We start from the raw sequence: 15,285 nt of genomic DNA on the forward strand, positions 1-15,285 counted from the left end.
ACAGGGTCCGGAAGCAACGTCGCCCGGTACCCCAACCAAGAATTGGAGCCTAGTAGTTCCGCCGATGCTTCAACCTGGGGATTGCGACGGCGAACACGGCTGCCGCTGCGAAGCCCAGGACGCCCGTGGCCCAGACTCCAGCGGCGAGCGAAATGGCAGCAGTCAGGGCGGACAACAGCACAGGCCCACCCGTGGCACCCGAATCAGCAATGAACCGCCAGATGCCAAGGAAGTGGCTCCTTCCGTTATCCGGGGAGAAGTCGGCGCCCAGTGTCATGATGAGCCCGGAGCTAATGCCGTTGCCAAAGCCAATCAGCAGAGCTGCCAGCAACAGTGGAACGAACCCGCCAGTGAACGGAATGAGGATCAAGGCCGTGCCCATGATCACTGTGGAAGGAACCGCCACCCATTGCCGTCCCTTGCGATCCATCAGCTTCCCAGCCGGATAGAACACCAGCATGTCGATCGCGCCGGAGAGGCCGTAAATCAGCGATGCTTGCGTCGCATCCATGCCCAAGTGGTCGGCCCACAGTGGGATGACCACTTGGCGCGAAGCACGCAGCGCGCTGAGCAACAGAATTCCGAAGCCCACGGACAGGAACACACCGGCATGCGAAGCAGCTACATTGCGCAGCGTTGACGCCGGAATGACCGGTCCGCCGTCGGACGTAGCGGGAGCCACCAAGTCGGGAATGGTGAGCGACAAAGCAGCGGCCGCCATCATCCCGACAAAGCCAACCCAGTACGCCCCGCTGATTCCGGCGAACTGCATCACCCCTGCACCAATGAACGGACCTATAAAGATTCCGATCCTCGTGACTCCGCCCAAAGTCGACAGCGCACGGGCGCGGAACATCACTGGGACGGCCTCGGTGAGGTACTTCTGCCGGGCCAGGTTGAAAACGCTCGCAGACATACCCACCAACGTCATAGCCGCGGCCAGCAACCAGATTCCGTGCTCCATTTGTGGAGCGAAAGCTGCCGCGCCGAGCGCGAGGGCTCCTACGGCACCTGCCCCAACAATCGCCCAGCGTTCGCCGAACCTCATGGTGATGAGCGATGCCGGGATATTGAATAGCCAGGACCCCAAGCCGATTAGAGTCACGATCAACGCCGAGACTGCCACGGATGCTCCAAGATCACGCGCCGAGAGCGCGATCACCGGAAGAACCGCCCCCTCGCCGATACAGAACAACAGCGCAGGCCCGAATGCCGGTAACGCAATGCTGCGGAGGCTGAAGTTTTGATCTTCCTGGGTGGTTGTCATCCCCTTCATCCTAGGACTCCAGCCCAGCCGCCTCGCAGTTGTCGCAGTTCCGGGAGTCCGGAACCGCAACAACTGCTCGCGAGACTAGGCCTCGTCCAGGCGATTAGATGCGGTTAGCAGTTGCCTTCCGATGACCGCCTGCCGAGAGTGCCAAGCCGGTGAGGAGAAGGCCAACTGCCCAGAGGGTGAAGCTGCCGTCCAAGCCCGTAGTGGCCAGAGAATTGGAACTCCCGACGCCTGTCGCCGCGCCTGCAGTCAGCACACCCTGAGTGCCTCCTGCGGTTACCAAGCCGCTACCCAGCTGAGCGCCTCCGATTCCGGTTGTCCCGACGCCGGCATTGCCGAATCCGGCCCCACCGATCTCGATGCCAGGGTTGTTGGTGCCCGTGTTGGCACCGCCCAACCCAATTCCACCACTACCAGCAGGCTGGTTAACTTCCGGCGGATTGACGGCTGGAGGGTTCACCACTGGAGGGTTGACCACCGGTGGGTTCTCTACCGGAGGCGTGACCGCCGGAGGATTCACCACCGGAGGATTCCCTGCCGGAGGGGTGACCAGGGGAGGATTCACAACCGGCGGCGTGATGGAGCCAACTGAAGCGCCACCGATGCCAAGCGACGTGGAGTCGACAGTGATGGGAGCCGTGATCGGAGCAACCAGTTGCGTACCGGAAAGGATCCCGTCACTTCCACTCGTAGTTCCACTTGGTGCGGTTCCCGCCGGGGCCGTCCCACCGGACGTACCGGCAGTGTTGGCCGACGAATCACCCAACACACCAGCCGACGTCGAACCAACAGTCACGGGAGCGGTAACCGGAGCAACCACCTGAGTCCCAGAAGCAACGCCATCCGATCCGCTGGTCCTGGCACCCGACGTTCCCGCCGGGGCAGTCCCACCGGACGTACCAGCAGTGCTGGCCGACGAATCGCCCAGCACACCAGCCGACGTCGAACCAACAGTCACCGGAGCGGTAACCGGAGCAACCACCTGAGTCCCAGAAGCAACCCCATCCGATCCGTTCGTGGTGGACCCTGATGTCATACCCGTCCCGGAAGTACCGGTTGAGGTCCCGGTGTTGCTAGCCGACGAATCACCCAGCACACCAGCCGACGTCGAACCAACAGTCACGGGAGCGGTAACCGGAGCAACCACCTGAGTCCCAGAAGCAACCCCATCCGATCCATTGGTCGTAGCACCGGGTGTAGCGGCAGCAGGTGCGCTGCCTGTATTCGAGGGTGCGCCGGACGTGGCTGTTGAATCTCCAGCCACACCCGCGGCAGTGGCTCCGATGTTAACAGGGACCAATATCGGAGCCACTACCTGAGCGCCGGATGCGATGCTATCTCCCCCCGACGTTGTTGCCTGCGCCGGCGCTTGGGCTGGCGCAGAACCTGATGTTGCTGCTGGTGATGTCGTTGCCGATGAGTCCCCCAGGACACCCGTCGACGTCGATCCCACCGTTACGGGGATCGTCACCGGTGCAACTACTTGGGTACCGGAGGCTGTGCCTCCAGTACCGTTGGTGCCAGCCGCCGTCGAACTGCTTGTTGCAGTTGGAGCGGCAGGTTTGGCTGGGCCCGTCGCAGTGGAGCCCCCCAGCAGACCCACTGATGACGAGCCCAGGTTTATGGGCGCTGTTACTGGCGCGACTACCTGTGTCCCGGAGCCGACGCCGTTGGAACCGTCGGTGCTGGCAGCGGGCGCCGTCCGTGCAGCCGGAGCGGCTGCTGGCGCCTTTGTGGTTGAGGAAGAATCTCCCACGAGGGCCAATGACGTCGCTCCGATGTTGACTGGCGCTGTCACCGGTGCCACCACCTGTGTGCCGGAAAGGGTGCCGTCCTTTCCGCTGGTCGTATCTGCCGCGTTGGCCGCGGTCCCGCCGAGGGCAATTAAGCCTCCGGCAAAGCATGTGCCGATCAGGCACCTGCGAATTGTCGAGTTCATTGTGATCTTCTCCTGAAGGTCGTGTTCCCATAGACGTCCGATGACGGATCGTCCGGCTAACCATCGGCCGCATGTAGAGGCGCGGCTGGGTTGGGGAACTAGTCAGGAGATGAGCCGGGATCGAAAGAAACCGGCTTTGGATGATCTTCATTGCTGGCCGCTGCTGGACCAGAAAGTGTGTCTGCAGGGACGATTAGCGCACCGTGCAGGAAGGCTGCGGCAGGGCTTGGTGGCCCATTTTGTGAGGTACCCGAGCCCGTACCCGTGACACCAAAGGGTGCCGCGTCCGGGTCGGCAGGCAGCTCGGATGGAGCGTCAGGTTCGACGATCACAGAGGCGCCGGTTATGGCACCGGGTGAAGCAGAAGCAAAACCTCGCGCCAGGACAAAGGCCAGTGAAACGTCGGCATTGAGGCTGGGCGGGGTTGTCCCGAGGGGCACGCCAGTAGATTCCGTGGCCAACCCTTCGGCCGTTGAAGTCCCTGTTGAGCTCCCGACGGCGGGTGGCGGCACCGCGCCAGCGCCGGGCGTCGTGGGGAGCATAGCTCCGTCGCCCCCCAATAGCGGCGGAAGCAGGCTCCCGGGTCCAACAATCGGGGGCAAGGCGTTGCCGACAGGCGCGAGGATAGTGCCGATGACCCCAACGATGGGGACTACAACCGGGTTGCTCACGTCCGTCACGGGGTCGAGGCCAGCCGGTTCCAGGACATTATTTACCGGAGGAACAACTGCCTCGACGGTGTCGTCAACGGCGCCAATGACAGGTTTGACTACCGTGTCCACAACGCTGCCGACCGTATCGCTGGGAACAACCCGATGAACCACGGGGACTGTGGCTATGACTTTGTCCGCGGAGTCCGCGACGCGCTCAACCACCGGCGTCACAGAGGGAACGTGCACGGTTATCGGTTGCGCCGGGACCACGGCTTTGGCGGGAGCCGGCAGGGGTAAGTTCGGTACCGGGACAGTGACGACGGGCGCGGAGGGCTTAGGCCCAACGGAAGTAGCAACGGACGCGGCCGCCTTCTTGACCGCACCCGTTGCAGCACTGAGAGTCTTGTTGGTTTGCTTGCTTACGCTGTCGGCTGATGGAACGGCCGACGACACCGAAGACGTCACTCCATCCAACAGCGAGTGGTTATCGGTGATCCCGGAATCGGCGCTGGCGGCCGTCGCGGACAATGCCATCCAAATTGCGGTACCGGCGCCAGCGATCATGACGGAGCGGAGAATCTGAGTAGCGCGCGGAAATACGCGAATGGCCTTCATCTCGACACCCCCCAGGTAGCCGCAAACCGATGGTCGACTTCATCCTAGGACTGGTCTGACCCAATAGTCCATGGGGAGACGGTAATCAAGATGACAAATTTATAAGGAACCTTCATTTATGAAGAAGGATAGAAGCCAGTCTTCCCGGGGCCAACGTCGGGGGTTGCCAGGGATCCGCCAGCAGCCCTTCCGTGCTGGGCGTTGGTCTCCTGGAGCCGCTTGATGAACCAGCGCGACTGCTCCGGTCCATAAGGAAGCACCGGGATGGCCTTGGTTGCATCGTTGGGCATGTCGCGGATGGACTGTGTTGCCTGCCGCACTGCGGTGCTCATGGTGTCGGCCATGGTTTTGACGAATTCGTCGCTCGCAGGCTTGCCGTGGCCTGGGACCAGGAACTCGTACCGGTGACGCAAAGCGGAGATGTGCCGGAGGACGTCCGCCCATTCCTCGGGGTACGAGTCCTCGAACGAAGGATGGGCGCCCTGCTCGACGAGGTCCCCGACGAACAGGGTCGAGTTTGTCCCCACCAAAAGGTCACCGTCGGTGTGGGCGCGGCCCAGATAGAACAGCGTCGCGGTGATTCCGCCAAGGTCCACCAGAACGGGCTGGTCACCAACGATTGCGTTCGGAACAACGATGTCGACGGCGTCACCCTCCCCCGCGGCCATCTCCGGTTCGTTCGTGGCGACGAAGCGACGCTGGTTGTCCGCGTCCCGTTCGATGGTTGCCGCACAGTTGGCGTGCGCCCAGAACTCTGTCACGCCGTCGTCGGCAAAAACAGCGTTACCGAAGAAGTGGTCGTAATGGGCGTGCGTGTTGACTACCACCAGCGGAAGCTGGGTCTTTTCGCGGACAGCAGCGAGGATCTCGCGGCCTTGGCGCGGGCCACATCCGGTGTCGATGACCATGGCGAGCTCACTGCCCACCACGAGCCCGGTGTTGAGTAAGGACCCCTCGGTCTCCAAGACGTAGTTGTCTGTGCCAAGTTCGTGCCAAGCTGACAATGAGTTCTCCGTATCCAATGCAATCCGGCGATGTTCAGGCCTCGATTCTACCCATGCCCGGCTGGGAGAAGCCGGAATGACCCGGCGCCAGGTGAACCCGGGGGCCGAACTACACGATGGCTGTCATGACGTTCCAGCCGGACCCAATCTGACGGGCAGCAAGCCAACCACCAGAACCGTCACCGGGGTACAACCACAACACCCCGGACCCGTTGCGGGCAACGACGTCAACCTTGCCGTCACCGTCAAAGTCGCCGGGGCCTTCCATCGCGGTCATGACATTCCAACCGGAACCAATCTGGCGGGCAGCAAGCCAACCGCCTGTCCCGTTACCGGGGTACAACCACAAAACGCCGGATGAGTTGCGAGCAAGAACGTCAGCTTTGCCGTCCCCGTCGAAATCTCCGGGACCATCGATAGCGGTCATGACATTCCAACCCGAACCGATCTGGCGGGCAGCAAGCCAGCCACCTGAACCGTTACCGGGATAAAGCCACAAAACTCCATTGGCATCCCGGGCGATCACATCGGCTTTGCCGTCCCCATTGAAGTCACCGGGTGCCTCGATCGCGGCCATCCCGTTCCAGCCAGTACCGATCTGGCGGGCGGCAAACCAGCCACCGGACCCATTGCCCGGGTACAACCACAAAACACCATTCGCATCCCGCGCGATGACATCCATTTTGCCGTCACCGTTGAAGTCGCCGGGGGACTCAATGGACGTCATGGCATTCCAGCCTGCACCAATCTTGCGGGCTGGAAGCCAGCCACCGGAACCGTTGCCCGGATACAGCCACAAAACACCGGCGGTGTCCCTGGCAAGAACATCACTCTTGCCGTCACCGTCGAAATCAGTGTTTTTTTGGGTGGAAGTCTTGAAGGTGAACTTCCACTCGGCCACTGCCGCAAGAGCAAACGAATAATCTGTCAGAGCCCTGGCGGTAACAGTCACTGATCCGCTGCCGGCATAGGTGCCAGCGGCAAGAACCTTTCCGCCAACCAAGTATTCAACGCCGGCCGACGTGGGAATCGTGTAGGTATCGTTCGAGGTGCCGTCCCGGTCAATGAATACGACTGCTGCAGGCGTCACGGGAAGATGCCCACCAAACGTTGTGAGGGCTGCAGTGGCATCAATCAGACCGGCGCCACACCCGGCGGAACAGCCAGCAGGAAGTGGCCTCGAGGTCTGCTTCAGTTGTTGTTCCAAGTGCTCCGGAGTCAGGGTGATGCCCTCAGCCGAATAAAGGAGAGCCGCAAGGCCCGCCACGTGAGGGGCCGCCATGGACGTACCCTGCATGAATGCGTAGCCCGGCGTTCCCTGCGTGGTTGTCCCGGAGTTGTAGGTGGACAAGATACCGTTCAAGGCTGAGGAACTCATCTCGCCGCCGGGAGCAGTTACATCCACAACGCTCCCGTAGTTGGAGTACGACGCCTTTGCTCCTGTCCTGTCGCTGGCGGCAACCGTGATGACGTTCTGGCAGTTTGCAGGGCTGGAGTCTGCCGCGGGCCGATTGGAATTCCCGGCAGCGACTACCACGGCAGCGCCAGCGTTATAGGCGAAATTGATCGCGTTTTGATAGGTGGCAGAGCACGGCTTGATGCCACCAAGGCTGAGGTTGATGACGCGTGCCGGGTTGGGGTTGATTGGAGCCCCGGCAACAACGCCGCCTGCTGCCCAAATGATTGAATCCGCGATGTCCGACGTATAGCCGCCGCAAGCACCCAATGCCCGCACCGGAAGAATTTTTGCCTTCGGCGCCACGCCCGTTACTCCGGTGGCGTTGTTTCCGATGGCTGCAATTGTTCCCGCCACGTGGGTTCCATGCCAGGAAGAATTTATCTGCGGGCTCCCCACTCCGCATTCATTTGCCGTAGACCAATCGCCAGGGTCTGTAGGGTCTGCATCCCTGCCGTTCCCATCCCTTGCATCGGCGGCATCGGACATCATGTCATAGCCGGGCAACACATTGGCGTTGAGATCCGGATGGCTCGTGATCCCGGAGTCGACTACGGCAACGACTACGCCTTCACCGTGATTGTATTGCCACGCCCCGGAAGGCCGAATGCCGGCCAAATCCTCTGAGAGATCCCACTGCGTTGAATAGTAGGCATCGTTCGGATCAGCAGCCACCTGCATGATGTCGTCAGCTTCGGCGTAGGCAACGTTGGGATCCGCACGAAGGGTTTTCAGGAATTGCTCAGCAGTTGTCCCTGAAAGGGCCTTGCCAAGTTTGATGACCTGCCCGCCCGCTGCGTTTTGGTGCGCGCTTTCGGCAGCCACTCCGAGCTTGGTGGCCGCGCGATCTGCAGCCTGCTCCGCCGTAGCCGCAGCCGCGGCTGCTTTGACGTTGTCCCGTAGCCCGACAATAAACTGGTCCGTTGCCACTTCAAGTGCCGGACGCAGTGATTGCGGGGTGCTCGGGATGATGTCATTGTCATCGGCTGCTGCTGGCTGAACGGCCAGTCCCCCGGTAATGAGGAGCGTGGTCAACGCGAAGCCGACGGTCCTCAAGGATCGCATTGGGGAGTTTTTTACCATGGGTTGGGCATCCTAGAACGGCGACTGAGCACGGTAAGGCTGGGTCGCGGGCAACTGGAGACCACCAGCTGACCCCCACAGAAAATTGTACGCAGAGTTGGTGGCACTCTCCGCCAGTATTTTGTGAGGATTTCCCGAGGATTTGCACCACAAAGAGCAGGACCCCAATCACCTGAATCGGGGTCCTGCTGCGTGGCCGGCGAAGCCTCGTTCTACTCCGATGGTGGTAACTGAGCCCGTTCGAATCCCATGGCGGCGAGTCCGGATTGCCAATCGGGGCTTGCCGCGACCGTTAGCGCCTCGACGTGAATGGGCTTGGGCGGCGCGACGTGCCCGTTTCCCCAGTCGCCGAGAAGGACATGGATTTCGTTGTCTGGGTGCGACGCCGACAAAAAAGGATTCATGTGGTCCTCGACGTGGGAGAAATCCGTACTGTTCTGCATGTACGCAACAACGTTGCCGCGTGGCTCTCGATAGAGTTCAACAAGGTTGGTCGTGACGTCGTCCGGGAGCCGGGACATAGGGTCCTCACCCTTGACGCCATAGCAAACTTCCGCAAAACGCTCAACGGCTGGCAACTCGTATTTGGCAACGTTTGTCTGGGGGTTCGAAACAATGGCCAGCGAGCCGGGGAAATGTGCAGAGAAGAACAGTGATGCAAACCCGCCGCCTGAAGCGCCGTAAAAGACGACTCGCTGTTGCCCCCACATGTCCACGATGTGATTGATGATTTGGAGGAGGTTCTTCTGGATGTTCATGCGTGAATTGCCGACGAACCATCCAAGGTTCAGTCGGTCAGTCAGGACCAGGCTTGGGTCCGAGATGAAGATTCGGTTCACCTGAGCATCGGACGAGACACCCATGCCGCCGAAAGCGGGGAGCGTCCATGACGGGTCGATGGCGCCCTGGAAGAAAACCACGGTTGTATCGAAACCCCGGTTCTGGCAATTAACATCGATGGGAAGCCCGTTTTCCACGATGATCTGATATCCAGCCGGGATCTTGGTCACGTTAAGGAACGCTTGCACACCCTTGTAGTTTGTGACCATGTGCTTTGAGGGGTCAATGATTCGGGGCCTGGTAGGACAGGGGTGGTCGGGCCCGTCATTTTGACCGTTCAGAAAGAACGCTTCGGCACACAGCTCGCAGAACCCAAAGCCCATATCGAAGGCATAAGTACGGCGTTCAGCGAAGCCTTCTATTTTCCCCACTAAGACAAGATACCCGAACAGATCTGCCCCGGACGAACCGGCTGGCATGCCTCTGGACCCTGTGTCAACCACATGTGGGCTCGTCAACGGCGCGCACACCTGTCTTGCTAGGCTGGGGGAATTCTCTTCCGACAATGTGGGAGTTCATCTTGCCTGGCTTGTTCATTTACGGCAGCTGCGTGTCCCGTGACACGTACCCTTTCCTCGACAAAGACTGGTCCATAGTCGAATACGTCGCCCGCCAAGGGATGATAAGTGCAGCCTCCCCTCGCGGCGTTCTTCGTGGTGAGAGTTCACTCACCTCCAAGTTCCAGAAGCAATGCGTGCGAAATGACATCCGCTCATCGCTTTTCGACACCATAGATCGGTCGGCAAGCGCCACTGACCTATTTTTGCTGGATCTCGTGGACGAGCGGCTGGGAACTTATGAGCTCGGGCGGGGTACATACGTCACAAATAGCTGGGAGCTGGGCGAAAGCAAGCTTCTGCAGCAACAGCCCAGCGAACCCAGGCTCATTGCGTTCGGCTCGGAGGAACACTTCGCGCTCTGGTCAAAGTCAGCAACCACCGTTGTGCGGAAGATCAAAGAGACTGGACGCCCGATGCTCGTCCTGGCTCCAGAATGGGCTGAAACATCCGATAGCGGACATTCCGGCCTCATCTACCGAGGCCTCTACGCTGCAACGTACAACAAGGTCTATCAGCGCTACTTCGACCACCTCCGCCAAGAAGGTTGCAACGTGCTCTCGATTGGCCAGGATGTCGTCAAGGCGGCAGCGGGGCATCAGTGGGGCCTCGCGCCTTATCACTACGTTGACGCGGTCTACCACCAGATGCGAGACGCAGTCACGGCAGCCGCGAACTAAAGGCGCACACAAAGGGGGTCGGCACCAATCGGCGCCAACCCCCTCCGTCTACATATCCGCGAGCGCCCCGCCCGGGTTCTCGATCGCGTCCGCGACGTACCGAAGGAAACCGGCCGCGGTCTCGCCATCGCACACACGGTGATCGAAGGCGAGGGTCAACTCGGTAACCTTGCGGACGGCAAGCTCGCCGCTGACTACCCATGGCCTGTCGATGATGCGACCCACGCCGAGCATCGCAACCTCCGGGTAGTTGATGATCGCGGCCGAGCCGTCCACTCCGAATACGCCGTAGTTGTTCAGGGTGAAGGTGCCTGAGCCGAGCTCGGTTGGAGTGGCCTTACCTTCACGCGCCACGGTGGTGAGGCGCCGGATCTCGGCGTCCAACTCGCGGGCGCTCAACTGGTGCGCGTTCCGGACAGACGGGACCACAAGACCGCGGTCCGTCTGTGCTGCGAAACCGAGGTTGATTCCGTCAAAACCGACAATCTCCTGGGAGCCGTCCTGCCCCACTTCAAAGCGCGTGTTCAGCGCGGGGTACCTTTTTAACCCAGCCGTGACAAAACGGGCGATGAAGGCCAGCAGACCAGGCGTGTCATGCGGGGCACGCTTCTTCAGTTCAGCCCGCATTTCAAGGAGAGCCGTCGCATCCACGTCCACCCAGACCGTCGCCTCCGGGATCTCCGTGCGGCTCTTGGTCATGTTGGCTGCAACTGCCTTGCGAACTCCGCGGACCGGAGTCCGGGCCGCGACAGCCAGTCCCGTACGGGAATCGAGGTCGCCCCCGGCAACGGCGGCCGAGGCTGGAGCATCCGCCTTCGCTGCAGTACGAGCCGCAGCAGGAGCTTCCGGTGTAGAGATCGCAGCTTCCACATCCCGGCGCATGATCAGCCCACTGGCCCCCGAACCCTCGATAGTCTCAAGGGAAACACCATGGTCCCGGGCCATCTTCCTGACGAGCGGCGAGATGACCGCACTCAGTTTGCCGGGGATGCGCGTTCCGGCGACTGCCGGTTCTGAAGCAACCGGAGTCTCGGCCAGGGTCTCCTTTTCGCGATCGACGACGCCGACGCTCGCCTTCCGCGGGCGGGTGCGGCCTCCGGTCACGCCACCAGGAGTCCCGTATCCGATAAGTACGTTGCCGGAACCAGCTTTCTCCTCGGTGCGATACGTCTCGGCCGCCGCATCAACCTGGGGCGAGGCCACGATCCCGGTCGAGACTGCATCTTCGGCAGAGGATGGAGCCTCCGGCGCAGCGGGAGCGGCGCCCGAACGAGCGATCGAGATCAGCGGCTTGCCGACGTCGAGGGTTTGGCCGGCCTCACCGTGAAGCTCTGCCACCGTGCCCGCGTAAGGCGAGGGCACCTCCACCATGGACTTGGCTGTTTCGACTTCAGCGATCGGCTGATCGACCTTGATTTCGTCACCCACAGCGACGAGCCAATTCACGAGTTCGGCCTCGGTAAGGCCCTCCCCCAGGTCCGGCAGACGAAATACCTGCATATCTGAGCTCATGGTCAGTCCTCCCATTGAAGGTCGTCGACGGCGTCGAGAATGCGATCGACGCTTGGCAGGTAGTAGTGCTCCAACTTGGGTGACGGGAACGGAACATCGAAGCCAGTCACACGGCGGATCGGTGCGGCGAGGTAGTGGAACGCACGCTCTTGGACACGCGCCACGATCTCGGACGACACAGAGGCGAAGCCGTGCGCCTCGGCGATCACGACGGCGCGTCCCGTCTTACGCACAGACGCGCAGACGGTCTCGTCGTCGAAGGGGACAAGAGTTCGGACGTCAATGACCTCGAGGGAACGGCCCTCTTCGGCCGCAGCGGCCGCGGCTGCGAGCGCAGTGGGAACGGAGGGACCGTACGCAATCAAGGTCGCGTCAGTGCCCGGACGCGCAACAGCCGCGCGGCCCTCGGTGGAGGTGCCGGCGTCGTGCTCTGCGCGCAAGGCTTCCAGGTCCACCTGGTCCTTGGACCAGTAGAGCTTCTTGGGCTCCATGAACATGACGGGATCATCGGAGTCGATGGCCTCGCGAAGCATCCGGTAACCGTCCGCAACGGTGGCTGGTGTGTACACCTTCAGGCCAGCGGTGTGGGCGTAGTAGGACTCGGAGGAGTCGCAGTGGTGTTCCACTCCCCCGATGCCGCCGGCGTACGGAACGCGGATGACCAGGGGCATCTTGAGCTTGCCCTTGGTTCGGTTGTGCATCTTGGCGACGTGGCTGACGATCTGTTCGAACGCCGGGTAGGCGAACGCATCAAACTGCATCTCGATGACGGGGCGCATGCCGTTGATGGCCATTCCTACAGCCATGCCGACGATGCCGGATTCTGCCAGCGGGGTGTCGAAGCAGCGCTGCTCGCCGAACTCGGCCATGAGGCCGTCGGTGATGCGGAAGACACCGCCCAGCATCCCGACATCCTCGCCGAAGACCAGCACCGAGGAATCGGCACGCATGGCATCGGCCATTGCTGTGTTGAGCGCCTTGGCCATGGTGATGGACTGAGGGCCGCTCGCCTCAGCGGTAGCTGCAGCGGACGCGGCGGCGCTTGCGGTGGCTGCGCTGACGTTGGCTGTGGTGGTGCCGTTGGCAGTAGTGGTGACGGTCATTTTGCGCTCTCCGTTCCGTGATTTTCGGCGCTTTCAGCGCGGGCGAGTTCGTCAGCCAGCAGTTCAGACTGCTCTCTCAGCTGCGGGGTGGGCTTGGAGAACACGTACTTAAAGAGGTCCAGCGGTTGTACGGGGACGTCTTCACCGAGGCCTTCGCGCAACTGTGTAGCGACGGCTTCTGCATGTTCGGCAATACGATCATTGGCGGCGGCGTCCAGAAGTCCCTTGTGGGTGAGATAGGACTTCATTCGGGTCAGCGGATCCTTCGCTTGCCATTCGGCCACCTCGCTGTCCGGGCGGTAGCGCGTAGCATCGTCGGCGTTGGTGTGCGCCTGCATGCGGTAGGTGTGGGCCTCGATCAGGAGGGGTCCGGAGCCTTCGCGGGCCAGCTTCACTGCCCGGTCCATGACGGCGAGGAGCGCGACGAGGTCGTTGCCGTCCACTCGCTCCCCGGCCATACCGTAGCCAACAGCCTTGTGGGCCAGCGACGGTGCCACCGACTGGTGGCTCAGCGGGACGGAAATCGCGTATTTGTTGTTCTGCACGAAGAAGATGACTGGCAGGTGGAAGACGGCAGCAAAGTTCAGGGCCTCGTGGAAGTCACCCTCACTCGTGGCGCCATCGCCGCACATTGCCATCACCACGGTGTCCTCACCGCGGAGTTTGGCGGCATGCGCGACGCCGACGGCGTGCAGCAGCTGTGTGGTCAGCGGGGTGCACTGGATCCCGACGTGGTGCTTTGAGGGGTCGTACCCACCGTGCCAGTCACCGCGGAAGATCGTCATCGCTTCGACAGGATCCACACCACGGGTCATCACTGCGACGGCGTCGCGATACGTCGGGAAGAGCCAGTCACCTTCGCTGAGGCACATGGCAGCCGCCACCTGGCAGGCTTCCTGTCCGTGGCTTGACGGATAGACAGCCATACGGCCCTGCCGGACCAGAGCAGAGTTCTGATCATTGACACGACGCCCGACGACGAGCTGCTCGTAAGCGGCCATGAGTTCAGCATCGCTTGGCGTGGGGTACTCATGGCCCGGTTCGGTGCCCTGCTCTTCGTGGGAGCGAAGGGTTCCATCCGGATTCACCATCTGAATCTGGTGCCGGGCGGGCAGCATGTAGTCCTCTACGCTGATGCCGAATTTTCTTTGAACGTCAGCAGCCTGGTCCTCTACTGCCGCTTCCGGCGCAGTGTGGTCTGCGTGGATCGTCATTGGTCCGCCCTTCTCTAGCCACTATGTGCTTCCAGTATGTTCCGGAGAGCTGTTTCGTATCCAGCTTTCATTCAAATCATGGAAGAGCATGCAGGAAGTGGTTATTCTGAAAGACGAATTGCAAATGTGAGCTGGGTAACGAGCCAGTCCCGTAGACGAATTGGAGACCACGTGAGCGAGACCGAGGCGGAGCAGACTGCCGTTCCCCTGGATGATGTTGACCGGAACATCATCCGCGAGCTCACAACTGACGGCCGGATGTCCATCACACAAGTGGCCGAGAACGTGCACATCAGCCGGGCGCATGCGTACTCACGAATTGCCCGGCTGACCGGCGAGGGGGTTTTGACCAAGTTCACGGCGTTGGTGGACCCGATCAAAGCCGGCCTGCGATCTTCGGCCTACGTAACCCTCAAGGTCCAGCAGCATTCTTGGCGGGAACTGAAGGAGCACCTGCGGGCGATTCCCGAGGTTCACCACATCGCCCTGGTGGGCGGCGACTTTGACGTCATTCTGCTGGTCCGCGCCACCGACAACATTCACCTACGCCGTGTGATCTTCGACCAATTGCAGTCTATGGAGGGAGTCCTGGATACCCAGACTTTCCTGGTCTTTGAGGACGTCGATACGCGGTAACTGCCCTAGCGGCAGGAGCCTCGTACCGAACGCACATTCAGGCACCATAGACTGTCCCCGTGCCCCTCAAAACCGCCTCCGTCACACGCGCCGCTGCGCGGCTTGCTGTGTCGGTTGTGGCCATCGCGCTGCTATGGCTGATTGCCGCTTTTCAGTTCTTTTACAGCCCTCCGAGAGCAGTCCCTCACCGTACCGACGCCATCGTCGTTTTGGGCGGGTTAAGTAAGGAACGACTTCCAGTGGCTCAGGAACTCCAGGAAAGCCTGGACATCCCCATTTTGGTGGTCTCGACGACTGGCCTGTCCGGCAACGTTGAGGGTGATGCTTTGTGCCATGAAGACGACGACCCCGATCTGATCTGTTTCCGGCCCTCGCCGCTGAACACCCGAGGTGAAGCCAGAGGCCTTTCGGAGCTGATTGCGCAGAACGGATGGAAGTCCGTCACCGTGGTTACGTCCGACTATCACCTCCTTCGCGCTGGCACCCTGATGCGCCAGTGCACGTCGGCAGAGGTCCAAATGGTCGGCTCACAACCCGACCTTTCGGCGGGAGCATGGCTGGACCGATTCGTCGTCGAAACAGGCGGCCTCATCGACGTGTGGATGCAGCCGGAGTGTTCTTCTCACTAAGGTAGAGGGGAGAACTGTCAGAAAACACGTCGCCGAGCGACCGGCCATGGAAGGTGCACAAGGTGAGTCCAACACCAGTCGGCCCGCTTCC

At 61.4% G+C, this 15,285-nt stretch carries 13 protein-coding genes; 4 read left to right on the forward strand and 9 right to left on the reverse strand.

Annotation, left to right across the window (positions count from 1 at the left end; translation table 11 throughout):
• Positions 1 to 49: 49 nt before the first annotated feature.
• Together ACFX4T_RS13470 and ACFX4T_RS13475 are read right to left on the reverse strand one after the other, a co-directional pair.
• Positions 50 to 1,267 (reverse strand): MFS transporter, encoded by a 1,218-nt coding sequence (locus ACFX4T_RS13470; RefSeq protein WP_377652319.1) that lies wholly within the window; start codon positions 1,265 to 1,267, stop codon positions 50 to 52.
• Between the two features lie 103 nt (positions 1,268 to 1,370).
• Positions 1,371 to 2,585 (reverse strand): cell wall anchor protein, encoded by a 1,215-nt coding sequence (locus ACFX4T_RS13475; RefSeq protein WP_377652320.1) that lies wholly within the window; start codon positions 2,583 to 2,585, stop codon positions 1,371 to 1,373.
• 19 nt (positions 2,586 to 2,604) lie between these two features.
• Here ACFX4T_RS13475 and ACFX4T_RS13480 point away from each other — a divergent pair, with 19 nt between their 5' ends.
• Complete coding sequence (locus tag ACFX4T_RS13480) at positions 2,605 to 3,228, forward strand: hypothetical protein (RefSeq protein WP_377652321.1); 624 nt, start codon at positions 2,605 to 2,607, stop codon at positions 3,226 to 3,228.
• 82 nt (positions 3,229 to 3,310) lie between these two features.
• On the opposite strand, the gene ACFX4T_RS13485 is transcribed toward ACFX4T_RS13480, so the two are convergent.
• The 4 genes from ACFX4T_RS13485 to ACFX4T_RS13500 form a co-directional block, all read right to left on the reverse strand.
• Entirely contained in the window at positions 3,311 to 4,480 is a 1,170-nt protein-coding gene (locus ACFX4T_RS13485) for a hypothetical protein (RefSeq protein WP_377652322.1), read from the reverse strand.
• A 116-nt stretch (positions 4,481 to 4,596) separates the two neighbouring features.
• A complete protein-coding gene (locus ACFX4T_RS13490) occupies positions 4,597 to 5,484 on the reverse strand; it encodes an MBL fold metallo-hydrolase (protein WP_223946688.1) in 888 nt (295 codons plus the stop codon).
• Positions 5,485 to 5,593: 109 nt separating this feature from the next.
• Complete coding sequence (locus tag ACFX4T_RS13495; RefSeq protein ID WP_377652323.1) at positions 5,594 to 8,005, reverse strand: S8 family serine peptidase; 2,412 nt, start codon at positions 8,003 to 8,005, stop codon at positions 5,594 to 5,596.
• Positions 8,006 to 8,235: 230 nt separating this feature from the next.
• A complete protein-coding gene (locus ACFX4T_RS13500) occupies positions 8,236 to 9,072 on the reverse strand; it encodes a hypothetical protein (RefSeq protein ID WP_377652324.1) in 837 nt (278 codons plus the stop codon).
• A 296-nt stretch (positions 9,073 to 9,368) separates the two neighbouring features.
• Between ACFX4T_RS13500 and ACFX4T_RS13505 the strand changes: the two genes are divergently transcribed.
• Positions 9,369 to 10,100, forward strand: coding sequence for a DUF6270 domain-containing protein (locus ACFX4T_RS13505; RefSeq protein ID WP_377652325.1), 732 nt, complete (start codon positions 9,369 to 9,371; stop codon positions 10,098 to 10,100).
• Positions 10,101 to 10,148: 48 nt separating this feature from the next.
• Here the strand turns inward: ACFX4T_RS13505 and ACFX4T_RS13510 are convergent, their stop codons facing one another.
• The 3 genes from ACFX4T_RS13510 to pdhA are packed head-to-tail and all read right to left on the reverse strand — an operon-like array spanning position 10,149 to position 13,929.
• A complete protein-coding gene (locus ACFX4T_RS13510) occupies positions 10,149 to 11,612 on the reverse strand; it encodes a dihydrolipoamide acetyltransferase family protein (protein WP_377652326.1) in 1,464 nt (487 codons plus the stop codon).
• Between the two features lie 2 nt (positions 11,613 to 11,614).
• Positions 11,615 to 12,715, reverse strand: coding sequence for an alpha-ketoacid dehydrogenase subunit beta (locus tag ACFX4T_RS13515; RefSeq protein ID WP_377652327.1), 1,101 nt, complete (start codon positions 12,713 to 12,715; stop codon positions 11,615 to 11,617).
• A complete protein-coding gene (pdhA, locus tag ACFX4T_RS13520; RefSeq protein ID WP_377652328.1) occupies positions 12,712 to 13,929 on the reverse strand; it encodes a pyruvate dehydrogenase (acetyl-transferring) E1 component subunit alpha in 1,218 nt (405 codons plus the stop codon). Before pdhA ends, ACFX4T_RS13515 begins: the two co-directional genes overlap by 4 nt.
• 171 nt (positions 13,930 to 14,100) lie before the next feature.
• On the opposite strand from pdhA, the gene ACFX4T_RS13525 reads away from it, so the two are divergent.
• A complete protein-coding gene (locus ACFX4T_RS13525; RefSeq protein WP_377652329.1) occupies positions 14,101 to 14,565 on the forward strand; it encodes an Lrp/AsnC family transcriptional regulator in 465 nt (154 codons plus the stop codon).
• 59 nt (positions 14,566 to 14,624) lie between these two features.
• The gene (locus tag ACFX4T_RS13530) at positions 14,625 to 15,194 is read left to right on the forward strand and encodes a YdcF family protein (protein ID WP_377652330.1); all 570 of its coding nucleotides are present in this window, start codon (positions 14,625 to 14,627) and stop codon (positions 15,192 to 15,194) included.
• The last annotated feature ends 91 nt before the right edge of the window (positions 15,195 to 15,285 follow it).

Source organism: Paenarthrobacter sp. YIM B13468 (assembly GCF_042788025.1).
GTDB lineage: Bacteria > Actinomycetota > Actinomycetes > Actinomycetales > Micrococcaceae > Arthrobacter > Arthrobacter aromaticivorans.